Source organism: Burkholderia sp. AU30280 (genome assembly GCF_020420125.1).
GTDB lineage: Bacteria > Pseudomonadota > Gammaproteobacteria > Burkholderiales > Burkholderiaceae > Burkholderia.
Window position 1 is genome coordinate 61983 of record NZ_JAIZRY010000020.1, and the last position, 26647, is coordinate 88629.

The 26647-nt window shown below is 68.0% G+C and carries 26 protein-coding genes and 1 pseudogene; 14 read left to right on the top strand and 13 right to left on the bottom strand.

Annotated features, from left to right (window positions below):
• The first annotated feature begins 74 nt into the window (after positions 1–74).
• On the top strand, positions 75–971 hold the full coding sequence (locus tag LGN17_RS33500; RefSeq protein WP_226201130.1) for a LysR substrate-binding domain-containing protein: 897 nt from the start codon (positions 75–77) through the stop codon (positions 969–971).
• Between the two features lie 22 nt (positions 972–993).
• On the opposite strand, the gene LGN17_RS33505 is transcribed toward LGN17_RS33500, so the two are convergent.
• Positions 994–1845, bottom strand: coding sequence for a LysR substrate-binding domain-containing protein (locus LGN17_RS33505; protein WP_226201131.1), 852 nt, complete (start codon positions 1843–1845; stop codon positions 994–996).
• Positions 1846–1955: 110 nt separating this feature from the next.
• On the opposite strand from LGN17_RS33505, the gene LGN17_RS33510 reads away from it, so the two are divergent.
• On the top strand, positions 1956–2603 hold the full coding sequence (locus LGN17_RS33510; protein ID WP_226201132.1) for a LysE family translocator: 648 nt from the start codon (positions 1956–1958) through the stop codon (positions 2601–2603).
• Between the two features lie 72 nt (positions 2604–2675).
• Here the strand turns inward: LGN17_RS33510 and LGN17_RS33515 are convergent, their stop codons facing one another.
• The 5 genes from LGN17_RS33515 to LGN17_RS33535 form a co-directional block, all read right to left on the bottom strand.
• Positions 2676–4124 carry an APC family permease gene (locus LGN17_RS33515; protein ID WP_226201133.1) on the bottom strand — a complete coding sequence of 483 codons (1449 nt, stop codon included), beginning with the start codon at positions 4122–4124 and terminating at the stop codon, positions 2676–2678.
• Between the two features lie 23 nt (positions 4125–4147).
• Complete coding sequence (locus LGN17_RS33520; protein WP_226201134.1) at positions 4148–5377, bottom strand: SfnB family sulfur acquisition oxidoreductase; 1230 nt, start codon at positions 5375–5377, stop codon at positions 4148–4150.
• Between the two features lie 174 nt (positions 5378–5551).
• Entirely contained in the window at positions 5552–6655 is a 1104-nt protein-coding gene (gene sfnG, locus LGN17_RS33525) for a dimethylsulfone monooxygenase SfnG (RefSeq protein ID WP_226201135.1), read from the bottom strand.
• A 36-nt stretch (positions 6656–6691) separates the two neighbouring features.
• Positions 6692–7252 carry an FMN reductase gene (gene msuE / locus LGN17_RS33530; protein WP_226201136.1) on the bottom strand — a complete coding sequence of 187 codons (561 nt, stop codon included), beginning with the start codon at positions 7250–7252 and terminating at the stop codon, positions 6692–6694.
• A 73-nt stretch (positions 7253–7325) separates the two neighbouring features.
• A complete protein-coding gene (locus LGN17_RS33535) occupies positions 7326–7796 on the bottom strand; it encodes a hypothetical protein (protein WP_226201137.1) in 471 nt (156 codons plus the stop codon).
• A gap of 18 nt (positions 7797–7814) precedes the next feature.
• Here LGN17_RS33535 and LGN17_RS33540 point away from each other — a divergent pair, with 18 nt between their 5' ends.
• From LGN17_RS33540 to LGN17_RS33550, 3 genes are all read left to right on the top strand, one after another.
• Positions 7815–9047, top strand: coding sequence for an acyl-CoA dehydrogenase family protein (locus LGN17_RS33540; protein ID WP_226201138.1), 1233 nt, complete (start codon positions 7815–7817; stop codon positions 9045–9047).
• Positions 9002–10144 (top strand): sigma-54-dependent transcriptional regulator, encoded by a 1143-nt coding sequence (locus tag LGN17_RS33545; RefSeq protein WP_264166150.1) that lies wholly within the window; start codon positions 9002–9004, stop codon positions 10142–10144. The genes LGN17_RS33540 and LGN17_RS33545 overlap by 46 nt, the downstream gene beginning before the upstream one ends.
• 247 nt (positions 10145–10391) lie before the next feature.
• Positions 10392–12092 (top strand): dihydroxyacetone kinase family protein, encoded by a 1701-nt coding sequence (locus tag LGN17_RS33550; protein ID WP_226201140.1) that lies wholly within the window; start codon positions 10392–10394, stop codon positions 12090–12092.
• 141 nt (positions 12093–12233) lie between these two features.
• Here LGN17_RS33550 and LGN17_RS33555 read toward each other — a convergent pair whose 3' ends face one another.
• The 3 genes from LGN17_RS33555 to LGN17_RS33565 form a co-directional block, all read right to left on the bottom strand.
• The gene (locus LGN17_RS33555; protein WP_226201141.1) at positions 12234–12695 is read right to left on the bottom strand and encodes a hypothetical protein; all 462 of its coding nucleotides are present in this window, start codon (positions 12693–12695) and stop codon (positions 12234–12236) included.
• 29 nt (positions 12696–12724) lie between these two features.
• A complete protein-coding gene (locus LGN17_RS33560; RefSeq protein WP_175969039.1) occupies positions 12725–13012 on the bottom strand; it encodes a DUF1330 domain-containing protein in 288 nt (95 codons plus the stop codon).
• A gap of 213 nt (positions 13013–13225) precedes the next feature.
• Positions 13226–14086 carry a MaoC family dehydratase N-terminal domain-containing protein gene (locus LGN17_RS33565; protein ID WP_226201142.1) on the bottom strand — a complete coding sequence of 287 codons (861 nt, stop codon included), beginning with the start codon at positions 14084–14086 and terminating at the stop codon, positions 13226–13228.
• 315 nt (positions 14087–14401) lie between these two features.
• Here LGN17_RS33565 and LGN17_RS33570 point away from each other — a divergent pair, with 315 nt between their 5' ends.
• The 8 genes and pseudogenes from LGN17_RS33570 to LGN17_RS33605 all read left to right on the top strand — a co-directional run.
• Complete coding sequence (locus LGN17_RS33570) at positions 14402–14881, top strand: MarR family winged helix-turn-helix transcriptional regulator (protein WP_226201143.1); 480 nt, start codon at positions 14402–14404, stop codon at positions 14879–14881.
• Entirely contained in the window at positions 14878–17010 is a 2133-nt protein-coding gene (locus LGN17_RS33575; protein ID WP_226201144.1) for an FUSC family protein, read from the top strand. The genes LGN17_RS33570 and LGN17_RS33575 overlap by 4 nt, the downstream gene beginning before the upstream one ends.
• Before the next feature lie 34 nt (positions 17011–17044).
• On the top strand, positions 17045–17257 hold the full coding sequence (locus LGN17_RS33580) for a DUF1656 domain-containing protein (RefSeq protein WP_011350409.1): 213 nt from the start codon (positions 17045–17047) through the stop codon (positions 17255–17257).
• 1 nt (position 17258) lies between these two features.
• Positions 17259–18254 carry an efflux RND transporter periplasmic adaptor subunit gene (locus LGN17_RS33585; protein ID WP_226201145.1) on the top strand — a complete coding sequence of 332 codons (996 nt, stop codon included), beginning with the start codon at positions 17259–17261 and terminating at the stop codon, positions 18252–18254.
• A complete protein-coding gene (locus LGN17_RS33590) occupies positions 18251–19750 on the top strand; it encodes an efflux transporter outer membrane subunit (protein WP_226201146.1) in 1500 nt (499 codons plus the stop codon). The genes LGN17_RS33585 and LGN17_RS33590 overlap by 4 nt, the downstream gene beginning before the upstream one ends.
• Positions 19751–19939: 189 nt before the next feature.
• A complete protein-coding gene (locus LGN17_RS33595) occupies positions 19940–20365 on the top strand; it encodes a TOBE domain-containing protein (RefSeq protein ID WP_226201147.1) in 426 nt (141 codons plus the stop codon).
• Between the two features lie 84 nt (positions 20366–20449).
• Positions 20450–21040 carry a nitrogen fixation protein NifQ gene (locus LGN17_RS33600; protein WP_226201148.1) on the top strand — a complete coding sequence of 197 codons (591 nt, stop codon included), beginning with the start codon at positions 20450–20452 and terminating at the stop codon, positions 21038–21040.
• A gap of 61 nt (positions 21041–21101) precedes the next feature.
• Positions 21102–21460: pseudogene (locus tag LGN17_RS33605) on the top strand (bleomycin resistance protein); the annotation flags it as partial.
• 124 nt (positions 21461–21584) lie between these two features.
• Here LGN17_RS33605 and LGN17_RS33610 read toward each other — a convergent pair.
• Positions 21585–22646: a DMT family transporter gene (locus LGN17_RS33610; protein ID WP_226201149.1), complete on the bottom strand. Its 1062-nt coding sequence runs from the start codon at positions 22644–22646 to the stop codon at positions 21585–21587.
• Positions 22647–23146: 500 nt separating this feature from the next.
• Complete coding sequence (locus LGN17_RS33615; RefSeq protein ID WP_226201184.1) at positions 23147–23809, bottom strand: ProQ/FinO family protein; 663 nt, start codon at positions 23807–23809, stop codon at positions 23147–23149.
• Between the two features lie 726 nt (positions 23810–24535).
• Here LGN17_RS33615 and LGN17_RS33620 point away from each other — a divergent pair.
• Positions 24536–25120, top strand: coding sequence for a DUF2889 domain-containing protein (locus LGN17_RS33620; protein WP_226201150.1), 585 nt, complete (start codon positions 24536–24538; stop codon positions 25118–25120).
• Positions 25121–25230: 110 nt separating this feature from the next.
• On the opposite strand, the gene LGN17_RS33625 is transcribed toward LGN17_RS33620, so the two are convergent.
• Together LGN17_RS33625 and LGN17_RS33630 are read right to left on the bottom strand one after the other, a co-directional pair.
• Entirely contained in the window at positions 25231–25719 is a 489-nt protein-coding gene (locus LGN17_RS33625; RefSeq protein ID WP_226201151.1) for a flavodoxin family protein, read from the bottom strand.
• Positions 25720–25911: 192 nt separating this feature from the next.
• Complete coding sequence (locus tag LGN17_RS33630) at positions 25912–26565, bottom strand: TetR/AcrR family transcriptional regulator (RefSeq protein WP_226201152.1); 654 nt, start codon at positions 26563–26565, stop codon at positions 25912–25914.
• Between the last annotated feature and the right edge of the window lie 82 nt (positions 26566–26647).

Here is a 26647-nt window from a genome sequence, read left to right on the forward strand (position 1 = left end):
CGGGATTTCCAGTATCTTTGGATACTTCGCGAGAAACAAACGAATTCTGCTCCGGCGAATATTGCATAAAACTCATGAATTACCGTCGCCTCACCCCGTCGATGTCGCTGCTGCTCGTGTTCGAGGCCGCCGCGCGGCATGAAAGCTATACGCGCGCGGCCGAGGAGCTGTCGCTGAGCCAGAGCGCGATCAGCCGGCAGGTTCAGACCCTCGAGGATCAGCTCGGCGTGCCGCTGTTCCGACGCGAGGGCCGCTCGGTCAAGCTGACCGAGGTGGGGCGCCGCTACTTCACCGAGCTGAGCGGTGCACTCGGGCGCATCCGCGGCGCGACGCTGCAGGCGATGTCGCACCAGGTGGGCGCCGGTACGCTACGGCTCGCGACGCTGCCCACTTTCGGCTCGAAATGGCTGCTACCGCACCTGCACGATTTCTATGCCGCGCATCCGGGCGTGACCGTGCACCTTCATTCGCGGATCGGCGGCGTCGATTTTCTCAACGACGACCTCGATGCGGCCATTACCGTCGGCGCGGGCGACTGGCCGGGCCTGCACGCGCACCGGCTGTACAACGAGTTCCTGATCGCGATCGCGCCGCCGGACGCGGGCAGCGCAAGCCGCCGCAAGGCCGGCGCACGCACGCCGGCATGGGCCGCGAAGCAGACGCTGCTCGGCGTGACGAGCAACCAGCAGGCGTGGGCGGAATGGTTTTCCCACTATCGGCTCGACCATCGGCAGATGCGCATCGGCCCGAGCTTCGAGCTCACGTCGCACCTGATCCAGGCCGTGCGGGCCGGGATGGGGATCGGGCTGGTGCCGAAGGTGCTGGTGGAAGACGAGCTGAGCCGCAACGAACTCGTGTCGATCGGTGACGCGATCACCAGCCAGCGCAGCTACTACCTCATCTACCCGCCGGGGAACGAGACGCTGCCGTCGCTCGTCGCGTTCCGCGAATGGCTGCTGAAGTCGTGCTGAAGCGCGACCGCCGGCGGGCCGCTCAGGTGCGCCATTCGCCGAGAATCTGCTCGGCCAGGTAGTCGCACGGCGGGCGCGCGGACTGCGCGCTGCGCGCGAGCACGACCTCGAGTTCGCCGAGCGACGGCAGCCCGTGGCTTTCCGACAGCTGCACGAGATGATCGGGAATGCAGCAGCGCGCGAGCGGCGCGACCGCCAGCCCGGCCTCCACCATGCTGAGCAGGCCGAGGTGGCTCGGGCTTTCGTACGACATCCGGTACGGGATCTTCCGCCGGTTCAGCGCCTTGACTGCCTGATCGCGCGCCATGCTGCCGCCGTGCGTGAAGAAGGCCACCGGCAGCGGCCGCTCCTCCCACACGTTGCGCTTCGGCGACCCGACCCAGACGAGCGGTTCGAGCCGGATCAGCTCGCCGGTCACGCCCTTGATCCGCGTGAGGCATGCGAGATCGACCGTGTTGTCCTTCAGCATCGGCACGAGCGCGCTGCTCGGCTGGCCGATCACGCGCACTTCCACGCGCGGATGCATCGCGGCGAACTTGCCGAGCACCTGCGGCAGCAGCGACGAAATGTAGTCGTCGGGCACGCCGATCGTCACGCGGCCGCGGATCTCCGGGCGCACGACCGACGCCCATGCCTCGTCGCGCATCGCCAGCATCCGGCGACCGTATTCGGCGAGCATCGTGCCGTCGTCGGTCGGCGTCACGTTGCGCGTGTCGCGGATGAAGAGCGGCTTGCCGAGCGCGTCTTCCAGCGCCTTGATCTGCATGCTCACCGCCGACGGCGACCGGTGCACGGCCTGCGCGCCCTGCGCGAACGATCCGGATTCGGCGACGGCCACCACCATCGCGAGCACATCAAGGTCGAGCTTTTTCATGGAATTCAGAAAAACTGATTAATCGATTCAGTTTATCCCGTTTTACTGTTCTCCTCCACGGCCGGACAATGCATCTCGTCAGCCCTCACTCGTTGCAGGAATCATCAGACATGCATACGTCCGGATCGCTCTACGGATTTCTCGTCATCGGCGGCATGCTCGCGGTCACGCCCGGGCCGAACATGGTCTACGTGATGTCGCGCTCGATCGCGCAAGGTCGCACGGCGGGGCTCATTTCGCTCGGCGGCGTGATGATCGGCTACCTGTTCTACATGTTCGGCGCGGCGTTCGGCATCACGACGCTGTTCATGAACGTGCCCTACGCGGGCAGCGGGCTGGCCGTGATCGGTGCCGCATACCTGCTGTATCTCGCGTGGCAGGCGGTCAGGCCCGGTGGCCGCTCGCCGTTCGAGGTGCAGGCGTTGCCCAGCGAGCGGCCGCTCCGGTTGCTCGCGATGGGGGCGACGACCAGCGTGCTGAACCCGAAGCTCGCGATGCTGTTCATCTCGTTGCTGCCGCAGTTCATCGACTACCGGAACGGCAGCGTGCTCGGGCAATCGCTGTTTCTCGGTTCGCTGCTGATCACCGCATTCGCTTGCGCGAACGGGCTGGTGGCGATCGGTTCGAGCCGCATCGCGAAATTCCTGCACGGACGCCCGACGCTGCTGCTCGCGCAGCGCTGGGCGATGGGGCTCATTCTCGGCGGGCTCGGCGTGCAGATGCTGGTCGATGCGTCGAAGATGGCCGGGGTGGCGTAACGGCCGCGAGTGAGCCGCTGAAGCGGAATCGGCCGGCCGTCACGCAAGAACGCCTGCGTCGGCGCGGCTCGGTCACTTCGTCAGCAACTCTGCCTCAAGCTCGCGCAAGCGCTCCGGAAACCGGACGCGCAGCACCAGAAACCACCCGAGCCCGATCGCCAGCAGCACGACGAACACATAAGGCAGCCACGCGTAGACGCCCGCCGGCACCGGATACACGCTGCCGGCCAGCGGAATCGCGAGCAGCACGACCGCGACGACACTGATCGCCACGTGCCGCGCGCGCAGCCGGTGCTGACGGCGCAGATAAAGCGGCGCGCCGATCGCCACCAGCACGTACGCAAGCAGCCAGCCGTACGTCGCGATCGAGCTGAGATAGCCATATGAATCGAGCAGTGCGGTGCCGCGCGCGGTGAACACCAGCGCAGTGGCCAGCGCCAGCACCGTAATCAGCGCCACTGCGACGTGCGGCGTCGCATTCCGCTCGTGCGCTTGCCCGGTCGACGCATGCAGCACGCCCTGCCGCCCGAACGAATAGACGATTCGCGCCGCCGCATTGATCGACGAGAAGAACGCCGCGAAGAAGCTCAGCGCCACGCCCGCGTCGATCAGCACACCGACCCAGCCGGCCCCGAGCCGATGCGCGAGCACCGCGAGCGGACCGTCGACCTGATCGAGCGGCGGCGTCTGCCCGTGAAACGCGCTCACCATCCCGTAGGCGCCGATCACGAACAGGATCGCCGGCCCGACGACACTGATCAGCACCGCGCGCGGAATCGCGCGGAACGGGTCACGCGCTTCCGCACCGAGCACGGTCGCACTCTCGAATCCCGTGAAGCTGAAGAACGCGAGCACCATCCCGAGCTGAAGCTGCGTCGGCTTCACGCCTTCGAGCGTGAGTTGCGCGCGATCGACCGGATGCCCGCCGAACGCGATCGTCCCGATCACGACGACGGCGATCAGCAGCAGCGTCGCGAGTTCGACGAACAGCGTGAAGCGCGTGGACAGCCGGATGTCGCGAAACGCGATGTACCACGCGGCGAACGCGGTGACGACCGTCAGCCCGAGCACCGCGCCGAGCGGCGTCGCACTGCCGAGCAGCCCGGTCTCGCGGCCCAGCACCAGAAACGTGTTGATCGTCCCCTGCAGGATGCCCGCGGCGGCCACCGCATAGGCAATCAGCAGCGACCAGCCGCAGATCGCGCCCCAGACCGGCCCGATGCCGGCCGACACGTACGCATACAGCGCGCCCGGCGACGCCGAATCGCGCGCGAACACCGAGATGCTCCACGACGCAAACAGCAGCGCGACGATCGCGAACAGGTAGGCCAGCCACGTGCCGTTGCCGGCCGTCGCGAATACGGCGGGGATCAGCACGCCGATCCCGCCCGACACGCCGACGAGGCCGATCGACTGCGCGATCAGTTCGGGCAGGCTCAGGTAGTTGCGCCGCAGGCCGCCTGCCTGGGGTACGGCATTCCGCACGGGCAGTGCCTGCGCGGAGCTTGCTGGATGACTCATGGGTTAGCCTCGTCAGGAGCCGGTCAGTTCCAGGAATGGCGCGCGGGCTTCACGCCGTTGAGGTAGTAGTTGCCGATCGCGTGATACTTCCAGCGCACCGGGTCGTGCAGCGTATGCACGCGCGCGTTGCGCCAGTGGCGGTCGAAGTTGTATTTCGCGAGGGTCGACTTGCTGCCGCCGAGCTCGAACAGCTTGCTCGCCGCGAGCAGCGACACCTCGGTCGTCGCGATCTTCGCCTCGCCGACCGCGATCGCGGCCTGCGCGACCGTCTCCTCGCTCGGCTCGCGCTTCGCCGCGTCGACGAAGCGCCCCGAGCGCGCAAGCAGCGCTTCGGCCGCGTGCACGCGGTACGCGATGTCGCCGATCTGCGCGACCGTCAGCGGATCCTCGCTCGCGCGTTCGACGCCGCTGTCGATCCACGGGCGCGCATGCTGCTGCACGAACGCGATCGTGTCCTGCAGCGCCGCGCGTGCAATCCCCAGGTCGATCGCGGCGGTCGTGATTTGCGCGAACGGGCCCGCGAAGGTCGGGCGGTCGTACGAACGCTGCGTGTGGAAGATTTCGAACGGGCTGACGCGGACGTTGTCGACGATCACCGTGCCGCTCGCGGTCGTGCGCTGCCCGAAGCCGCTCCAGTCATCCACGACGGTCAGCCCCGGCGCACCCTGCCGCACGAATGCGAGCACGGCCTGATCCGACTCGTCGAGCGCGAGTACCGGAATCCAGTGCGCGAACAGTGTGCCGGTCGAATAGAACTTGCGGCCGTTCAGCACGAACGCGTCGCCGTCTCGGCGCACACGCGTCCGGATGTCGAGCACGTTCTTGCCGCCTGCTTCGGAAAACGCATTCCCATAGCGTGCGCCCTTCAGCACGAGATCGAAGAAGAAGCGCTTCTGCGCATCGCTGCCCTCGAGGCGGATATCCTCGATCAGGCAGTAATGGTTCTGCGGGATCTGGCCTAGCGACGGGTCCGCCTGAGAAACGATCGCGATCACTTCCGCGAGCGTCACGTTCGACACCTCCGCGCCGCCATATTCGCGCGGCACGGTGATGCCCCACAGGCCGCTCGACGAGAACAGCTCGACCTCGTCGAACGGCAGCTTCCGCTCGCGGTCGCGCAACGCGGCGTGCTCGGCCAGTCGTGCCGCGACCTGGTGTGCGACATCGAGTGCCTCGGCATCCGAGCCGATGACGGGAACGGGCGTGATGCCCGCTTGCGGTTGCACGTTTTCTTCGATGATTTCCGTGGACATGTCATTTCCGGCAAAGCTCATGAACCGGCCCGCGGTGCCGTGAAGCATCCGCCGACCTCCTGTTTCGATATCCGAAACGTCAAACCCGGATGACCCGCCAGCGCAGTCGGCGTCACCCGTTCGGTCAACCCGCGCGCGGCACGCGCGAATGCCCGCCGCGCACCGGCCTGCGCATTACGCAGCAACCGCCTGCCGCTGCGCCTCGAGTTCGCGCACGAGCGGCAGCACGCGCTTGCCGAAGTACTCGACTTCCTCGATGAAATGCAGGAACCCCGCGAGCACGAGATCGACACCGATCGCCTTCAGGGCGACGATGCGTTCGGCGATCTGCTGCGGCGTGCCGATCAGGTTCGTGCGGAAGCCGTCGTTGTATTGCACGAGATCCTCGAACGTCGACTTCGCCCAGTTGCCTTCGCCCTCCGGCGACGCGCTGCCGGCCTGCTTGACCGCATCGCCGAACGCATGCACGGCCTCGACGTGCGCGTGCCGGATGATGTCGTCGAGCACGGCCTTCGCCTCTTCCTCGGTATCGCGCGCGATCACGAACGCGTTGACGCCGATGCGCACGCGATGGTTGTTCGCCGCCGCCTTCGCGCGGATGTCGTCGATCTGCGCCTTCAGGTTCTCCGGCGTATTGCCGTTCGTGAAGTACCAGTCCGACACGCTCGCCGCGTTGTCGCGCGCCGCCCGCGAGCTGCCGCCCTGGAAGATCTCCGGATGCGGCTTCTGCACCGGCTTCGGGCTCAGCGTGTAGTCGTTGAAGCGGTAGAAGTCGCCCTTGAACGTGAAGTTGTCCTGCGTCCAGATGCCCTTCAGCGCCTGGATGAATTCCTTCGAGCGCCGATAGCGTTCGTCATGCTCGAGCCACGGCTCGCCGATCGCGGTGAATTCGCCCTTGAACCAGCCGCTCACGACGTTGATCGCGATGCGGCCGTTCGAGATGTGGTCGATCGTCGCGAGCTGCTTCGCGACCACGGCCGGATGCCACGGCCCCGGCAGGATCGCGGCGAGCACCTTGAGCTTCGTCGTCGCATGCAGCAGCGCCTGGCTGAACGACACCGACTCGTGCTGGTATTCGGCGCCGTAGCCGGCGGTGAAGCGGATCTGGCTCAGCGCGTACTCGAAGCCGGCCGCTTCGGCCGTGCGCGCGAGCTGCTGGTTGTATTCGAGGCTCCAGTCGGTGCGCTGCTCGATCGTGCTGACGACGAGGCCACCGCTGACGTTCGGCACCCAGTAGGCGAACTTGACGCCGTCGGCGGAAAAATCGGTATGGCTCATGAGTGTGTCCTGGTCGGGAGAGAAAACGCAGGCCGCCTACGCGGCCGCGACGGAAAGCGCATGCGGGCGCAGTTGCGGCACCGCGCGATCGACGGCGAGCGCGATACGCGCGCGCAGCGCCGGGTTCGCGATCTGGTACTGGTCGAAATCGCTTTCGGACGCATACACGCCGATCGGCAGCGTGCGGGCCTGGAAGAAGCTGAACAGCGGACGGAGTTGATGGTCGATCACGAGCGCATGACGCTCGCTGCCGCCGGTGGCCGCGAGCAGCACGGGCACGTCGATCAGCGCTTCGTGATGCACGAGGTCGAACAGGTGCTTGAAGAGTCCCGTGTACGACGCGCGATACACAGGGCTCGCGACGACAAGCGCATCGGCCGTCTCGATCGCGCGGATCTGCGCATCGAGATCGGCCGGTACCTGCGCGCGCGTCAGCGCGCCGGCCAGCCGGCCGCCGATCTCGCCGAGTTCGATCAGCCGTGTTTCGATCGGCAGCGCGGTGCCGAGCGCCGCGACGATCGCGTCGGTCAGCGCCAGTGTGCGGGACGGCCGTTGCAGGCCGCCCGATATCGCGACGACGTTGATTGCATTACTCATCGGTTGCATTCCCATTGTCGAGTCGGGTGCCGACGCACCCGTCGCGTCCTGGATCAGCAAGGAGCGTGCCATTTCATCGATCGCGACGACGGGCAATCGTCTGCATGACGAAATGCATCGCGATCGACGGCCTGTCATGGCGTCCCCGACAAACGCCGCACGTTGATAAGCGTGCCAGCAGTGGCATCACAACCATATTCCGCAGCGCGATGAACTCGGGGAAACAACGCTGCTGATACGCTGCTGCGTGATCAGCAGTGTCGTGTTCAGCAGGCGTATTTCTCTGCTTCGACACGGATTCCGTCAGGCACGGCGCGTCCCATCCTTGCTGTCGCGCCGATACGCGTGCCGCATCGTCACCTTTCGCACCGCCGATCGCTGCGCCGCGCGACCTTGCCGTACACGACTGCGTCCAGCGCAGCAATTCCGCATTGGTTATCAGAAATCGATGTTTCCCGCGTTGCGCAAAACGTTGAACACTCTGCTGATCACGCAGCACCCAGTCGGCAACGCCCGCCGCGGCCCGACCGTTTTCGTGCGGCAACCCGACGCATTCATCGCCATGACATTCATTTCCGTATCGCCCCGCGCGGAAGGCCTGCGCGTCGCCGCGCCGCCCCGCGGCGAACCGGCGCCCCCTGACGCCCTGCAAACTGCCGAGCGCCTGGCGGCCGGCTTTGCCAGCACGGCGGCCGAACGCGACCAGCGGGGCGGCACGCCGAAGGCCGAGCGCGACCAGTTGCGCGACAGCGGCCTGCTCGCGCTGAGCATCCCGGCCGCCTATGGCGGCCTCGGCGCGAGCTGGCGCACGACGCTCGACGTCGTGCGCGTGCTCGCTGCAGCGGACAGTTCGCTCGCGCACGTGTTCGGTTTCCACCACCTGATGCTCGCGACCGTGCGATTGTTCGGCGCGCCCGCGCAGTGGGAATCGTGGTTCGAACGCACCGCGCGCCAGCAATGGTTCTGGGGCAACGCGCTGAATCCGCTCGACGAGCGCACGCTCAGCCGCTCGCGCGGCGCATGGCATGAATTCAGCGGCCAGAAGAGTTTCTGCTCGGGGGCGCTCGATTCGCAGATGCTGATCGCGTCCGCGCACGATGCCGACACACGTGCGTTCCTGATCGCCGCCGTGCCGACCCAGCGCAGCGGCATCTCGATCGCGGACGACTGGAACAACATCGGCCAGCGCCAGACCGACAGCGGCACGGTCACGTTCGAGCAAGTACGCGTCGAGGATCACGAACTGCTGACGGACCCCGGCCCGCTGTCGACGCCATTCGCGTGCCTGCGCCCGCTCGTCGCGCAGCTCGTGCTGACGAACGTGTATCTCGGCATCGCCGAAGCCGCGTTCAACGACGCGCGGCACTACACGCTGCACGAGGCGCGGCCGTGGCCCGGCGCGCAGGTCGCGAGCACCGGCGACGATCCGTACATCCTCGGCCAGTACGGCGAATTCTGGGTCGGGCTCGAAGCCGCACGCGTGCTCGCCGATCGCGCGGCGGACCAGCTCGACGCCGCATGGTCGCGCGGTGCGGCGCTCGCGCATGTGGAGCGCGGCCAGGTCGCGCTCGCCACGGCCGCGGCCAAGGTGTCGGCCGCGCGCACCGGGCTCGATCTCTGCACGCGGATGTTCGACGTCGCCGGCGCGCGCGCAACGCACGGCGCGCTGCGGCTCGACCGGCACTGGCGCAACCTGCGCACCCACACGCTCCACGACCCGCTCGCGTACAAGATTCGCGAGATCGGCGAATGGGCACTCAAGCGAACCCCTCCGACGCCGGGCTTCTACTCGTGAACCACTCCCCTTCCGATACGTGGCCCGACGCCGCGCCCGTCCTCACGCTGCCCGACCGGCCCGCGCTTGCGACGTCCATTCGTGCCCGCGCGCAGGTGTTCGTCGATCCGCGCTCGGTCGCGCTGCTCGAACGGATTCGCCTGGTCGCGCCGAGCGATGCGAACGTGCTGATCGTCGGCGAGACCGGCACCGGCAAGGAACTGATCGCGCGCCACGTACACGGCCTCAGCCGCCGCAATGGCGGTCCGTTCATCGCGGTGAACTGCGGCGCCTTCTCCGAAACGCTCGTCGAGAGCGAACTGTTCGGCCACGAGAAAGGCGCGTTTACCGGCGCGTTCAGCGCGAAGCCCGGCTGGTTCGAAGCCGCGAACGGCGGCACGCTGTTTCTCGACGAGATCGGCGACCTGCCGCTGTCGATGCAGGTCAAGCTCCTGCGCGTGCTGCAGGAGCGCGAGGTCGTGCGGCTCGGTTCGCGCACGGGCGTGCCGATCGACGTGCGCGTGGTCGCCGCGACCAACGTGGATCTGCAGCAGGCCGTCGCGAACGGGCAGTTTCGCGGCGACCTGTTCTACCGGCTCAACGTCGTGCAGCTCGCGGTGCCGACGTTGCGCGAGCGCCCGGGCGACATCCTGCCGCTCGCGCGCCACTTCTTCGACGACTACCGGAGCCGCCTCGGCTACGGGCCGCGCAGCATCGATCCGCGCGCGGAGCGCCGGCTCGAGGCACATGGCTGGCCCGGCAATATCCGCGAACTCGAGAACGTGATCCATCACGCGCTGCTCGTGAGTCGCCACGACGCGCTGCAGGAGGCCGACCTGCACATCGCGCCGCCGGGCGTACCGACTGTCGCCGTGCGCACGCCAGAGCAGGAACCCGGCCCGGCCGCCGGCGCACAGGCCGCGCTCGAACGCGCGCTGCGCGACCTGTTCGACGAGGATCACGGCAACCTGTTCGAACGCATCGAGGACACCGTGATGCGCGTCGCGTTCGAATTCAGCCACCGCAACCAGATCCAGGCCGCGCGGCTGCTCGGCATCAGCCGCAACGTGCTGCGCGCGCGGCTGATTCGCGCGAAGGAAATTGCGGCGGTGAAGTAGCCGCGTATGGGAGCGCGCCGCTGCGTTGCTCCGGCACGATCGCACCGCGATCCTTACAGCAACGTCCGAACCTGATGTATCGTGGCGCGAAGCGTGCGCCTCGTCTCCCTACCGCATCCGGTCGTCCGTTACGCGACCGCCCGCACCCGGCGACAGCGCGCCCGCACGATCCTCCGCAACACGAAAGGCCGTCCGACGCCCGTGCGGGCTCGGCCGTGCCGTTCTCCCCCGTCCGGAATCCGTCGCCATGAAAAAGCTAGTCAACCGCCCGTCCGATGTCGTGAGAGAAATGCTCGAAGGCATCGCGCGGCAGTCGCCGCATGTCGCGATCCTCGGCGACGAGCACGTGCTCGTCCGCCAGCCGCTGCCCGAGCCGGCGCTACGCGCCGTCGCCATACTCTCCGGCGGCGGCAGCGGCCACGAGCCCGCACACGGCGGCTATGTCGGCGAAGGGATGTTGAGCGCGGCCGTCTGCGGCGAAGTGTTCACGTCGCCGTCCACCGACGCCGTGCTCGCCGCGATCCGCGCGAGCGCCGGCCCCAACGGCGCGCTGCTGATCGTGAAGAACTACACGGGCGACCGGCTCAATTTCGGGCTCGCCGCCGAGCTCGCGCGCGCCGAAGGCATTCCGGTCGAGACCGTCATCGTCGCCGACGACGTGGCGCTGCGCGGCCGCGTCGAGCGCGGCCAGCGGCGCGGCATCGCCGGCACCGTGCTGATCCACAAGCTCGCCGGCGCGGCCGCCGCGCGCGGGCTGCCGCTCGCCCGCGTCGCGGCCATCGCGCGCGACGCGGCGGCCGAACTCGGCACGATGGGCGTCGCACTCGACGGCTGCACGATCCCGGGCGCCGACAAGTCGGGCTTCAGCCTCGGCGATCACGAGATCGAACTCGGTCTCGGCATTCATGGCGAGAAAGGCGTCGAACGCCGCGCACCGCTGCCGGTCGATGCGCTGGTCGACACGCTGCTGTCGAGCATCGTCGCCGATCTCGTGCTCGACCGCGGCGAACGCGTTGCGCTGTTCGTCAACGGCCTCGGCGCGACGCCGGACATGGAACTCGCGATCGTGCTGCGCGCCGCGCACGACAACCTGCACCGGCGCGGCATCGTCGTCGCGCGCGCGTGGGCCGGCACGTTCCTGTCGGCGCTGAACATGCCCGGCTGCTCGATCTCGGTGCTGCGGCTGAACGACGAGCGCGCGGTGCTGCTCGACGCGCCGACGCAAGCGCGCGCATGGCCGGGCGGCGGCGCGGTGAACATGCAGATCCGCGTGGCCGCGGCCAGTGCGCCGGAAGCGCCATTGCCGCCGCTCGACACGAACGGCCGCGCGTGGGCGGCGCGCCTGCGACCGGCGCTGCACGCGGTCGCGCAGACGCTGACCGATCACGAGCAGACGCTGACGGATCTCGATGCGGCGGCCGGCGACGGCGATCTCGGCGCAAGCATGCTGCGCGCCGCGCAGGCGATCCTCGCACTGCCGGAAACCGCGTACGGCACGCCGGCCGGTGCACTTGCGGCGCTCGGCGCCGCGTTGCGCCGCGCGATCGCCGGCAGCTCGGGGCCGTTCTATGCGACGGCGCTGCTGCGCGCGTCGCGCCGGCTGGCCGATATCGCCGAGCCGTCGGCACGCGACTGGGCCGCGGCGTTCCGCGGCGCGGTGGATGCGATCAGCGAACTGGGCGGCGCGCACGCCGGCGACCGCACGATGCTCGACGCGCTGATACCGGCCGTCGCGGCATTCGAGCGTGCGCTCGACGACGACCGCGATCCCGCCGACGCATGGGCGGCCGCGGTCGAAGCCGCCGAACGCGGCGCGCAGGAAACCGCACGCATGACGCCGCGCGCCGGGCGCGCGAGCTATCTCGGCGAACGTGCGATCGGCACGCCGGACGGCGGCGCGGTGGCGGTGTCGTATTGGCTGCGTGCGTTGCAGGCACACATCGGGTGAAGGTCGAAGGCGCGCCATCGGCATCGCGCCTTCCATGCATCGGCACGCAAGACGCCCTTTCGCGTCAGGCGCCGATGCAGCGGATCGTTGCGATGCCGCGCGGCTTCGCCGTCGACATCCGCATCGAGCGTCCGCCATCCATCAGCGCGCCTTCGTCCGCCCGGGCAACAACGTCGCGCCGACCGACGCCACGCCGAAACTCGCAAGCCAGCACCAGTAGCCGATCGCGTCGAGATGCACGGGTTCGACGTCCCCCGCTTCGTTGACGGCGATCTGGCGCTGCGACAGGAAGCTCATCCCGAACAGCAAGGCCAGTACGGCCAGCACGACCGCCTGCGCGCGGTAGCGCTTCACCGTCAGCAGCCAAGCGGCAAACACAAGTGGATTCGCGAGCCACGCATAGATGCCGCCGAGCACGCCCATCCAGCCCGTCAGCAGCACCTGCCAGCCGTCGGCCCACGGATGCGGGTCGGGCGCACCGGTGCGGAACGGCGCGGTGAACATGGCGACCAGATAGAGCGCCACGCTGATCGCGAGCAGCGCGGTGGCGGCGCGCCCCATCGGCGGGCGAACGGGCGCAGGGGCGGAGATCGATGGTTTCATCGGCGGGCCGGGCGTCCGATGCGGGTCGTTCAGACGCCTTCGACCAGCACCGCGCGATAGCGCGCGCCCTTGAACCGGTGCTGGGCAACGGCCTGGTATTCGGGGCCGTGATACCACGCGTGCGCGGCTTCCTTCGACGGGAACTCGACGATCACGACGCCTTCCGGGCCTTCGCCCTCGAGCGTTTCCTGCGGCCCGTAGGCGGCGAGCACCTTTACCGGATGCCCGGCGAGCGTCGCGCCGACCTTGCTCTGGTAGAGGTCGAATTCGTGCGGGTCCTGCATGCTTTCACGTGTAAACACAATATAGGTGGCCAAGATACGTGCTCCTGATGCGATGCGTGGAAGGGGGAAGGGCCGGCCGCGCGCCGCGCCGTTCGGCGGGACGTCATGCGACCTGCTCGCAGCTTACCGGGAATTGCCGACGAACGTCGGGGCCCGCCCGAGTGGCCGCCCGGGCAGTTGCGGCGTGCGGTACCGGTCACCCGCGTGCGGATCTCGCCGCATCGCGGATGAACGGCACGGCGCCCGTTACACCAGGGTCGCGGTGGCCTGCATCGTCAGCCAGCCGTCGCGATCCTGCGCCCACAGTTCGATCGTCTTGCCGTCCTCCGACGGCTTGCCGCATAGCGTGAACGGCTCCCCGTCGAAAGTCGGGCGCACCGCGCGAAACGCGAAGCTCGCGAGCGTCGCGTCGGGCCGTTCGCGGTGCACGAGATCGACGAGCAGCGTCGCGATCAGCGGGCCGTGCACGACGAGCCCCCGATAGCCTTCCTCCTGCGTCGCGTAGCTGCGGTCGTAGTGGATGCGGTGACCGTTGAAGGTCAGCGCCGAATAGCGGAACAGCATCACCGCGTCAGCCGTGACCGTGCGCGACCACGTCTCGCCTGCCGGCGCCGCGACCGGCTTCGGCGCCGGCGAGCCCGGTTGCGGCGCATCGCGATAGACGATGTCGTGCTCTTCCTCGACGCACAACGCGCCGTCGCACTCGATCCGGTGCTGCACCGTCACGAATACGAGCCGGCCGCTGCGGCCCGTCTTGTCCTCGATGTTCGCGATCGTCGATTCGCGCGTCGCGCGCCGCCCCGTGCGCAGCGGCGCGTGGAACGCCAGGCGGCCGCCGGCCCACATCCGGTGCGGCAACGGCACGGGCGGCAGGAAACCGCCGCGCTTCGGGTGGCCATCGGGGCCGACTTCGGCCAGCGGCGCGACGGGCAGGAAATAGAGCCAGTGCCACAGCGGCGGCACGACGTCGCCGGGCGACGGGCGGTCGAGCGTGGCGGCCAGCGCGTTCAGCGGGAACGCGGCGATGTCGTCGCCGAGCGTTTCGGTCTTGCCAAGCCACGCGTCGAGCGACGCCTGGGCGGGGGGCTGCGAGGATGAGGTGGACACGCGCGGATTCTCCGGGAGGCTTGCAACGGTCTCAATATGCACGCCGCGCGCCGTTTCGCGAAGCCGGATGTCCAGAACCCCGGCTTCGAACCTGCCTGACCTGCCGAGCGGCCCTGCCGGACGACTTTCGTCTGATCATTCGATCGCGGCCGCCGCGCGCAGGCGGGGCGCCGTGCCGACAACCTTACCGCTTGACCATCCCCGGCACGCCGCCTAAATTGCATCAGACGGGCCGGCCGCGCGGCGAGCGATGTGTCATTCGGGTGACAAAACGATAGTTTGCTATCGAATTATTTTGCCCCTATCATCTCGCCCATGACCAATCTGCACGACCTCCGTCTCGCCGTCAGCAGCCTGCTGGTGCTGTCCGCGCGCAAGTGGCGCCGCACCAGCGACGGCGTGCTGACCGCGTACAACGTGTCCGAAGCCTGCGCGGCGCCGCTGCTGATCGCCGGGCGCCTCGGCGAAGGCGTGCGTCAAGGCACGCTCGCCGAACACGTCGGCATCGAAGGGCCATCGCTCGTACGCCTGCTCGACCAGCTGTGCGCGGCCGGCCTCGCGCGCCGCGACGAGGATCCGCACGATCGCCGCGCGAAAACGATCTCGCTGACGGCCGCCGGCCGCGCGGTCACCGCGAAGATGGAGGAAGACCTGCGCGTGCTGCGTGCACAGGTGCTCAAGGGTGTCACGCGCGCCGATCTCGAAGCGACGCTGCGCGTGCTCGACGCCTTCAATGCATCCGAGTCGCACCCGCCCGCCGCACGTGCCTCCCACACCGGCAACGCCACGTCATGACCTTTCCGAGCCTTCGCGACTGGCTGTTCTCGGGCAAGACGTTCGCCGCGTCGATGCTGGCGCTGTACCTCGGCCTGTATTTCCAGCTGCCGCGCCCGTACTGGGCGATGGCGAGCGTCTACATCGTGTCGAATCCGTTCGTCGGCGCGACGCGCTCGAAGGCGCTGTATCGCGCGCTCGGCACCGCGCTCGGCGCGGCCGCCGCGATCTTCTTCGTGCCGCCGTTCGTCGAGACGCCGCTGCTGTTTGCGATCATCGTCGCCGCCTGGTGCGGCACGCTGCTCTACCTCGCGATCTCCGACCGCACCGCGCGCAGCTACGTATTCATGCTCGCCGGCTATACGATGCCGCTGATCGCGCTGCCGACCGTGACCGATCCGTCGACCGTGTTCGACGTCGCGATCGCACGTACCGAGGAGATCGTGCTCGGCATCGTGTGCGCAAGCGTGGTCGGCAGCGCGATCTTCCCGAACCGGCTCGCGCCGACGCTGATCGAACGCACCGACGCGTGGTTCAAGGATGCCGCGTTCTACGGCCGCGAGACGCTGTCCGGGCACATCGCCGGCAAGGCGCTGTCCGCGTGCCGGCAACGCCTCGCGTCGACCATCACGGGCCTCGAGTTCCTGTTGAGCCAGCTGAGCTACGACCATGCCCACCCGCGCATCCTCGCGCGCGCGCAGGCGCTCGCGGGCCGGATGCAGCTGTTCCTGCCGCTGATGTCGTCGCTCGCCGATCCGTTGATCGCGCTGATGCGCGACCTGCGCGTCCGGCCGGCCGGGCTCGACGAGTTGCTGGCCGATGCCGCGAAATGGTTCGACGCGCCGCTGCCGGCCGTCAAGGCCGGCACCGACGGCGACATGCCCGACGACCCGGTCGCGCAACGCCTGCGCGAACGCATCGCGGCGCTGCAGCCGGGCGACGATGCGCTCGCGAGCTGGGACGGCGCGCTGCTGTCGAACGCGCTGTGGCGGCTGCGCCAGGTCATCGACATCTGGCAGGACTGCCGCTCGCTGCGCGCGTTGATCGGCAACGAAGCGGGCGTCTGGCAGCCGCGCTACCGGCACTGGCGGCTCGGCGGCACCGAACGTTTCTTCGATCGCGGGATGATGCTGTTCTCGACGCTGACCGTCGCCGCCGCAATCGTGTTCGCGAGCTGGCTGTGGATCGCGTCCGGCTGGCACGACGGCGCCGCGGCCGTCACGCTCGTGGCCGTGTCCTGCAGCTTCTTCGCCGCGCTCGACGAGCCGGCGCCGCTGGTGTTCAAGTTCTTCCTCGCGACGACCGCGAGCGTCGTGTTCGCGGGGCTGTACCTGTTCGTCGTGCTGCCGCACGTGCACGATTTCGCGATGCTCGTCGTGATGTTCGCAGGCCCGTTCATCCTGATCGGCACGCTGCTGCCGCGCCCGCAGTTCAACATGGTGACGATGCTCGTCGCCGTGAACACGGCCACCTTCATCAGCATCCAGGGTGCGTACGACGCCGATTTCTTCGTGTTCCTGAACAGCAACCTCGCGGGCGTCGCCGGGTTGCTGTTCGCGTATGTATGGACGCGCGCGACGCGGCCGTTCGGTGCGGAACTCGCGGTGCGGCGCCTGCTGCGCTCGGGCTGGGAAGACGTCGCACGCTCCGCGTCGACGCAACCGCTCGACGACCAGCGCAACCACGCGTCGCGCATGCTCGACCGTGTCACGCACTTGCTGCCGCGCCTCGGCGCGTCCGACGACCATCGCCACCCGTCGATCGAAAGCTTCCGCGACCTGCGCATCGCGCTGAATGCGCTCGACTTGCGCCGCTCACGCCGCCGGCTGTCGGGCGACGTGCCCGATGCGATCGACCGCGTGCTGGCCGGCGTCACGGACCACTACACGCGCTGCGCCGCCGCGAACGCGCGCCAGCCGGCGCCGCCGGCGCTGCTCGCGACGATCGACGACGCACTGCGCCGCGTCGCGGGCCGCAACCTGCCGGGCGCCGCGCCGGCGGACAGCGGCACGGCGCCCACTGCGCCGGCCACGCCCGCCATGCATCGCCGGCTGCGCGACACGCTGCACGCGCTCGTCGGCCTGCGCCTGTCGCTGTATCCGGCCGCGGCCGGGCAGCCGCCGCAGGCGGCGGACGGAGCACGCGCATGATCCCGCTTTCCCATTCGTCTTTCCGACCGCGACCATGATCGGCGAAATCGACATCTTCGGCGTATTCGTGCCGGCCCCGCTCGTGCTGATGCTGATCGCGTACCTGATCAACATCGTCGTGCGTGCCGTGCTCGAGCGCGTCGGCTTCTACCGCCTCGTCTGGCACCGTTCGATCTTCGACCTCGGCATCTACGTATTCGTGTTTGCCGCCGTCGTGATCGTTTCCCACCATCTCGTGGCTACCTAACGTGAAAAAAACCTGGCTCTCGGCAGGGCAAATCCTGCTCACCCTGATCGTCGTCGTCGTGGCCGCCATCGTGCTGTGGCGCATCGTCAACTACTACATGTTCTCGCCGTGGACCCGCGACGGTCACGTGCGCGCCGACGTGATCCAGGTTGCACCGGACGTGGCGGGCCTCATCACGTCGGTGCAAGTCGCCGACAACCAGGAGGTCAAGCGCGGCCAGGTGCTGTTCGTGATCGACCAGGCCCGTTACACGCTCGCGGAGCGGCTCGCCGAAGCCACGCTCGCGCAGCGCCGCGCGACGCTCGCCCAGGCCAAGCGCGAATACGCGCGCAACCTGCAGCTCGGCAACCTGGTCGCGAGCGAACAGGTCGAGGAAAGCCGCACGCGCGTCGAACAGGGCGAAGCCGCCGTCGCGGACGCGCAGGTGTCGCTCGACACGGCGAAGCTGAACCTGCAGCGCACGACGATCGTCAGTCCCGTGGACGGCTACCTGAACGACCGCGCGCCGCGCGTCGGCGAATACGTGCCGGCCGGCCGCGCGGTGCTGTCGGTCGTCGATCGCAATTCGTTCCGCGTCGACGGCTACTTCGAGGAAACCAAGCTGCGCGGCATCCACATCGGCCAGCCGGTCGACATCATCGTGATGGGCGAGCCGCGTGCGCTGCGCGGCCACGTGCAGAGCATCGTCGCCGCGATCGAGGATCGCGACCGCACGCAGGGCGCGAACCTGCTGCCGAACGTGAACCCGGCATTCAGCTGGGTGCGGCTCGCGCAGCGCGTACCGGTGCGCGTGGTGCTCGACGAAGTGCCCGACGATTTCCGGATGATCGCGGGCCGCACCGCGACCGTCTCGATGCGCGAAGCCGACACGCGCCGCAACGACAAGGCGAAACCTGCAGCCGACGCATCGGCGGCAGCCGCCGGCGCTTCGTCGGCCGTCACGCCGGTATCGACGGCTTCCGGCATGGCCGCCGGCGCAGCAGGAGCATCGCAATGAAGCGGCACGGTCTGCGTCTCGCCGCGACGCTCGCGCCGCTTGCGCTCGCACTCGGCGCGTGCAAGTCCGTTGGCCCCGATTACACGCTGCCGCAACAGGCGTACGTGAATGCGCCGCTCGCGAACCATGCGCTCGACGATGCGAACGGCACGCTCGTGTCGCGCGACGCCGTGCCCGGCAACTGGTGGCAGCTCTACGACGACCCCGTGCTCGACGGGCTCGTGCGCGATGCGCTGAAGTCGAACACCGACCTGCGCGTCGCCGCGGCCAACCTCGCGCGCTCGCGCGCGGCGCTGGAAGTCGCGAGCCAGCAGGGCGGTTTTTCGGGCGGCGCGGAAGCCGCCGTGCAACGCGCACAGGAATCGGCCGAGCAATACCTGCTCGAGAACAAGCTGCCGGTCGTCAACGAAGGCCTGGTCGGCATCAACGTGTCGTACGAGATCGACCTGTTCGGCAAGCTGCGGCGCGGCGTCGAAGCCGCACGCGCGGACAGCGAAGCCGTTCGGGCCGCCGGCGACCTGGCGCGCATCACGGTCGTCGCCGACGTCGTGCGCGCGTACGTCGAATCGTGCTCGGCCGGTGACGAGCTGGCCGTGGCGAAGCAGTCGCTCGCGCTGCAAAAGCAGCGCGTCGCGCTGTCACAGCGGCTGCGCGATGCCGGCCGCGGCAACCAGACCGACGTGACGCGCGGCGTGACGCAAGTACGCACCCTTGCCGCCGATATCCCGCGCTTCGAAGGCCGCCGCAAGGTCGCGCAATACCAGCTCGCCGCCTTGCTCGCGCGCTCGCCGGCCGACCTGCCGAAGGCCGTCGCCGAATGCGAGCGCCTGCCGAAGCTGCGCCAGCCGATTCCGATCGGCGACGGCGCCGCGCTGCTGCGCCGTCGCCCCGACGTGCGCGCCGCCGAACGGCAACTCGCCGCGGCGACCGCGCGGATCGGCGTGGCAACCGCCGCGCTGTACCCGTCGATCAGCATCGGCGCGTCGGCCGGCTCGGTCGGTGTCGCCGCCGACCTGTTCTCGTCCACGACGAATCGCTGGTCGTTCGGCCCGCTGATCAGCTGGTCGTTCCCCGTCAACGGCCAGCGTGCGCGCGTGCGCGAGGCCGAAGCCGCGACGGGCGGCGCGCTCGCGCACTTCGACGGCGTCGTGCTGAACGCGCTGCGCGAAACGCAGTCGAGCCTCGCGACCTATGCGGCCGACGTGCAGCGCACGGAAGCGCTGCGCACGGCCTACGAATCGGCACGCAATTCCGCCGACGAAACGCATCGTCTCTATCTGGCCGGCCGCGAGTCGTTCATCTCCGATCTCGACGCGACGCGCACGCTGACGAGCGTGCAGGCGCAAGTGGCGGCAGCCGAAGGCCAGGTCGCCGCCGACCAGGTGCGGCTTTTCCTCGCGCTTGGCGGCGGGTGGGAATCCGAGGGTGCGGCGGCCGCAACGAATGCCCGTCCCGATGCCGCACGGGCCGCCGCGACACCCGCGACCGGCAAGTAATCACGATAGCGTTATCACCATCGATACGTCGCGCATGTCTGGCGAAACGCCCGGTGGTGGCGGGTTTTGCTGATTCGCGCCATAAAGTCGGACGGGCGACGGACACCCGCGTTGACGGTAAACTGGCCGATGCATTTCCATTCATCTTTCGCCGCGGAACCCGCGGCGGCATCCACTCGGAGATCGATCATGCGAACCAGCGCCCGCAACCACTTCGCCGGTCAGGTCAGCGCCGTCAAGACCGGCGCCGTCAACGACGAAGTCATGCTCCGCACGCAGGACGGTCTCGACATCGTCGCCGTGATCACTCACGGCAGCGCGGCGTCACTGGGCCTCGCTGCCGGCTCGAAGGCGTTTGCACTCGTGAAGGCGTCGTCGGTCATCGTGATGGTCGACATCGACAGCAGCAAGGTGTCGGCCCGCAACTGCGTCGCGGGCACCGTCTCGTCGGTCACGAAAGGCGCGGTCAATTCGGAAGTCGTGATCAAGTCCGCGGGCGGCGCCGAGATCGTCGCGATCGTCACCAACGACAGCGTCGATCGCCTCGGCCTCGCGAGCGGCACGGCCGCGTCCGCGATCTTCAAGGCATCGAGCGTGATCGTCGGCGTCGAGTGAACGCGTGACGATCGCGATTGCGATCCGTTTGTCACGGTGCATTCACGCGAAGCGCGCCGTGCGGCGGTCGGTCGGATACACGCGATGACAGCCGCGTTCGATCACGCTCGGCAACGAGCGCTGCAGTCGCTGCAGTCCGCAGCGGCCAACGCCGCCACGCCCGAGGCACGCCTGTTCGGCGCCCTCATTGCGACGCGCGCGCGCCGCAACGAACTCGGGCTGCTCGGCCTGTCTCATCCGCAACTGGCCGGCCTGCTGGCACGGCAGTTTCCGCGCCTGCCCGCGGCCGATGTCGCGGCACTCGTGCCGACGGCCGCGACGGTACTGCTGCCATCCACCCACGCGACGTTCGTCGCGACGCTGCACACACGGCTGATGGACGACGCGAATCCCGCCGCCGACCGCGACGACGCCGGCTGTCTCGCGTCGATCATCGCGCACGCCTGCCTGCGCCCGGATCATCTGTGGCGCGATCTCGGGCTCGACGGACGTGACGCGGTATCCGCGATGCTCGATCGCTATTTCCCTGCGCTCGCCGCGCGCAACGTCGCTCACCTGCGCTGGAAGCAATTCCTCGCACAGGAAGTGGCCGCGTCGCTCGGTGTGCCGCCGGGCCCGGCCCCCGGGTGCCCGGGCTGCGAGGATTTCGGCGTCTGCTTTCCTCACGCGCGATAACCACGCACGGCGGCCCGGGCGACTCATTCGATTCGTCGCATCGCTATTCGGAGAAACCGCCTTGACCGACATTGCGAGCCCCAACCTGCCGTCGCGCGATTTCGAAGTCACGTCCCGCTTCGACGAAAAACCGGGGTTCGCTGAAACCTGACGCGACGACGGCTGGACGATCCTCAAGCGCGGCAACCTGTTGCTGGAATGCTTCCCGCATCCCGAACTCGATCCGGCGACCTGCGGGTTCAATTGCTGTTCCGGCTCGAGGACATCCGCACGTTCTTCGACGACGTGCTCCCCGCCGGCATTCCGGAGCAGGCGACCGGCTGGCCACGCACGCACCGGCCAACGCACGACGCATGAGTTGGCACGGTCGCCGCACTGATCGATCCGGACGGTTCACTGATCCGGCTGATCCAGGCCGAAGACGAGGTCCGCACCCGCTGTTGCGGCCGCGAACGGACGGCGCGGCATACAGATGTGCGCGACGCGGCGAACGCCCCATAAACGGTCACCTTGTGATCCGTCTCGTCCGCCTTTCACGACGTGGTCAATGCCGGTGCCGATGGTGAATGTCCGGAAAATGCGCATGGCTGTGCGTGATCGGCGGATGCACGTGCGGATGAGCATGCGGTTCGTTTCCGTCGTACGCAAAATCGTGCACATGCTGGTGATGTTCATCGTGCCGATGCCGATGCGTGTGCTCGAGCTGCTCGTGCGTGTGCATGTGTTCATGCCGTTCGCGGACGTGCAGCCAGATACCGAGCGCCATCAGCGCGGCGGCGATCCAGAACGTCGCGGGCGGCAGCGCGGGCCAGATCAGCAGCGACAGCACGACGCCGAACAGCGGCGCGATCGAGAAGTACGCGCCCGTGCGCGCGCTGCCGAGATGACGCAGGGCGACGACGAACAGCACGAGGCTGATCCCGTAGCCGCCGAGCCCCGTCAGCATCGCGGCAGCCGTGACCGGGACCGCCGGCAGCGTCGCGCCGGTCGCCAGCGCGATGGCGATGTTCACGGGTCCGGCGATCAGTCCTTTCGCGCACGCGATGACCATCGCGTCGTTTGCGGCCACCTTGCGGGTCAGGTTGTTGTCGACCGCCCAGCACAGGCATGCGCCGACGATCAGCAACGCGCCGACCGGCACGCCGGCCCGCCCCGGCGTCCACGACAGCAGCATGCCGCCGGCGACGATCGCGACCATCCCGAGGAACACCTGCGAATCCACGTTCTCGCGAAACACGACCCACGCGATGACAGCCGTCAGCACGCCCTCGAGATTGAGCAGCAATGCGCTCGTCGCTGCTGGCGTGCTCGATAGCCCGAGCATCAGCAAAGCCGGGCCGGCCACCCCGCCCGCCGCAATCGCTCCAGCCAGCCACGGCAGGTCTGCACGCTGCAGTGTCGCGGCGTCTGCGATCGGCGCATGACGGTTGTGCAGGCGGCGAAGCAGGATCCCGATACCGAGCCCGACGCCGCTGCCGAGATAGAACAGGCCGGCGACCATGAACGGCGACATCGCGCCAATCAGTGCCTTGGCGAGCGGTGTCGCGGCGCCGAACAGCGCGGCAGCGGTGAGCGCGACGAGAATCGCGGAATGTCTCGAGTCCATGATCCGGTTTGAATTGACGTTGACAGGCGCCGGCCGTGGCAGCGGACCGTGCCGCAGTGGGCTTTTCGTATCTTTCGAAATGCAAGCTGCATCGCATCGGCCGGCTTGCGCGCGCGAACCGACGGCCCAGCCGGGATTATCGCGCGTCGTCATGTCACGATGACCTGGCGCGAACGCTCTCAGGCCAATCGATGGCCCAGTATCATTTTATTTTAGGAAAACGAAATAATTGGCAGAACTATTTCCGCATTCAGGACATATGAACCGTCCATGCGCAAACGGCAAAGTCGAAACATCGCGCATGCAGCGCCGATCGACGCACTTTCTTCGTCCGGTCGGGTGATCTGTTCGAGGCGGGACAGGTGCGGACCCGGCACGTCGAGGGCCGGTGAGAGCAGTCCCGACCTGCCTCTGTCGAGGCAGGTCGGTCTGCCGTGTCATTCACCGCAGGCGAGGTGCATGCGGATCGCGCCGTGCGGCGTGCAGCGGCGCGGTGCGGGTTACTCGTTTCCGGCCGTTTGCTGCTCGACCTGCGGCGCTGCGTCGGCTTGCGCTTCCACGTCTGCCGGTTGCGGCTCGGCGGCGGCCTCGGCCTGCTGCCCGGCCTTTGGCTGCTGCTGCGGGCCCTTGGCCGCTTGCGCCGCACCCTTGCCAGGGCGGCGCGCCTTCAGCCGGCGCGCCCGTGCCGCGTCGTCATGCGTAACGCGCCCTGCTTCGTTGCCCTGCAGGTCGACCCGCACAGCGTCTTCGACAAGGCACGACCAGTAACGGTTGCCACGGCACCACGTCGACATCGCTTCGCGCAGTTCGGCTTCGTTGAGCCCGACGGCCTGTGCTTCACGTGCGAGATCGTCCCAGATACCGACCTTGAGCGGCACTTTGGGGGCCGGATTCTTCGGGAACGCGCGCGGAAACTTACGCTGCAGTTTGCCGATCGCAACGATGACCGGATCGACCGGCGCCGACGGCTTCGCCGATGCGGGCTTCGCGCGATGCGGTGCTTTGCCGCCGGCCGCAGCCGGCTTGGCACCACGCTGCGGCTGGTCGCCGGACTTCGGCTTCGCGCCGGTGTCCGCCGGCGCAGCCGGCCGCTTCGCGTTGCGCTCCTGCTTGGCCTTCGCTGCGAGCTGCGCCCGCAATTCGGCAAGTTGTTCAAAACCCATAAATTCAATCCACCAGGAATATAAGGTGTGGTTCGTGCGGTCATGCCGCGCGGCGCAAAAGCTTCGCCGCCATGCGGGCGCCCCGTCTGCCGCCGTTGCGGAACACAACGGGGCCGCATCGCGCACGCCACTCTGTTTTCAGGCACCCGGCCACGATGCCGGACAAGGCAGGAGTAGAAGTATACCGGTACGCGTGACGGCTGGTTGACTCGCTGGTCTGCATTGGCCGATTCGGGGTACCGGAAATGCGTCCATGCGGTCGTGTTGCGCATTATAGGGATACGTTGCCGGAAGTCACGCCGTTCACCCTCTACAGCGGAAATCGGGGCCATGCGCGCCGCGACTGCGCCCGGCGGCACTGATCGACGCCCGACACTTGATATTCCGCGTCGGGACGTCGAACGCGGATCCCGCCGCATCGGTACGTCGCGGGCCCCGGCTGCGATTCCGCATCCCGGACAGCGGCGTCGCCTGCGTGCGAAGCAAGGATCACGGCGATGGATCGGCGCAAGTGCCGTGCCCATTCGATCACATCGGCGCCCGCGCATGACTCGTTGCGTTCGCATCGATCCCGTAGCGCACGAACAGGCCGGAAAGTGCGTACTATGGCCGGATCGATGTCGTCGGCAGCGTACCTCGGCCCGTTTCGCCGCGCCCCCGGCGAGCCGTCGGCATCCCCCTTGCCTGCCCAAAGAGCAAACCGGTTGTACGAAACGGAGCGGATACATGGTTCCCCCACACGACATCCCGCACGACGGCATTACACGCGAGGAGATTCACCATCGACAGATCGACATGCGCGGCTATCGGCGCAGCGACGGCCAGTTCGAAGTCACAGCCTGCCTCGCGGACCGCAAGACCTTTGATTTCACGCCGCCGGGCGGCACGCGGACGGTCGCTGCGCTGTCGCCGATCCACGACCTCGGCGTGACGCTGGTCTTCGACACCGACATGGTCGTCCGGGCCGTGTCCACGTTCCTCCGGTCGCATCCGTATGCGCAGTGCCCGGGCGGCGGAGACTCGCTGCAGGCGCTCGTCGGATTGAGCATCGGTGCGGGCTGGAACAGCGAGATTCGCAAGCGCCTGCCGTCCTGCGATACGTGCACACATCTGAAGGAATTGCTCGGGCCGATCGCCACCACCGCCTATCAGACGATGGTCGGCATGCGTAAGTCGTCGCTCGAAGAGCGCGACAGCGACGGAAAACCGCGCAAGATCGACAGCTGCCACGCCTATGGCGCATCGCGCGATCTCGTGAAACGTCTTTGGCCCGAATATCACCGGCCTTCGGAAACCGCAAAGGACAGCTAAGGGCCGGGCGTTCGGCCAGCCCCGTGCCACAGGATCGGTACCGCTCGAGAACGCGCGCGTCGCGTGCACAAACGTGCGTCGACCGGTCGTCGCAGTCTCGGTGCTGCCGATCAAAAAACGCCCAGTGCAAGGCCCGCTGCAAGACCGGCGCCCAGTTCGGCGCAGCGCGCGAGATCGTCGGCGTCGATCGTCTTCGCCGCGAGGATGCGTTCCGGTGTCTGCGCGTGCGTACAGACGATCAGGCCCGGTGCCACGTTCTTCAACCGCCATCCGGTCGCGATCCGGTCGATCTGGCGCAACGCGTTCTGCCCATCGCTTCCCGCGCAAATCATCACCGCATAAGGGCGGCCATTCACGCGATCGAGCGCCGCGTAGTAGCAGCGGTCGAAGAAGTCCTTCATCAGCCCGGACATGGCCGCGAGATTCTCCGGCGTGGCGAACAGATAGGCGGCGGCCAGCACGTCGTCCGCGCTCGTCGCATCCGCGCGCTGCAGCCTGACGTCGACGCCGGGCTGCTCGCGCGCAGCGCCGGCAGCCGCTTCAGCCATCTGTTGCGTGCCTCCGGTCATCGTGTGATAGACGATCAACAGCGTCTTCATTCGTCGTTACTCACGTTCGGTTTCAGGTGCGCTGACGGCATCGCCGATTTCCGCTGAATGGCCAGACCAGATGGGGCTTTTCCGCGTTCGCTTGCGCGGATCTGCCGGTTTGCCGGCTCGTCGTGGCAAGGCACGCATCAATCATGCGCGTTGCGCCAGGTTCGATTCGCGCAAGTGCGATAGGATGCACGATCAGTCCGTTACGGCACGTGGTGCATCGGTGTGCTCCGGTCGCGCGTAGTACGCGAGAAACATGTCGGCAGCGGATTGCGCGACTGTCTGTTGCTCCGGCTCCGCGAGCGGCGGCTGGCCCATCGTGATCTGCGGCCAGAACGCGAATGCCTTCACGACACCGTGCAACTGATGCGCGGCAAACACCGGATCGGTCACGGACAGGCGCCCGGCCGCCGCGGCCGTCCGCACCCAGACGGTCATGTCTTCCTCGCGCTCGCCGAGGCGCTCGACCATGTCACGCGCACGTTCCGGCGAATGGATGGCCGCCCCGATCGCGACGCGTGCGAGCGAGAGAAATGCCTCGTCGCTGAGCAGGCGCATTTTGCGATTCAGCAACGCGAGCAGTTGCTCGCGCAGCGGCACATCGGCACGATAGGTTGGCGAGCTGCCGGTACGGGTCGCATCCCACAATTTTTGCAGAATCGCGGCGAACAACGTTTCCTTGCTCGGGAAGTGGTTATAGACCGTGCGCTTCGACACGTCCGCACGCGCGGCGATGCGGTCCATGCTGGTCGCGTCGTAACCCGATGCGAGAAATTCCTCAATGGCCGCGTCGACGATGGCCGCGCGCTTTCGATCGGTCAGGCGCAGAGGGGGAGTACGGGTATCCATTCAGAAATTTTACACCGGGGAGTTTACTTATCCCAGAAATAAACTACACTGTTTAGTGTACTTTTTACTCCGGACGAACCGA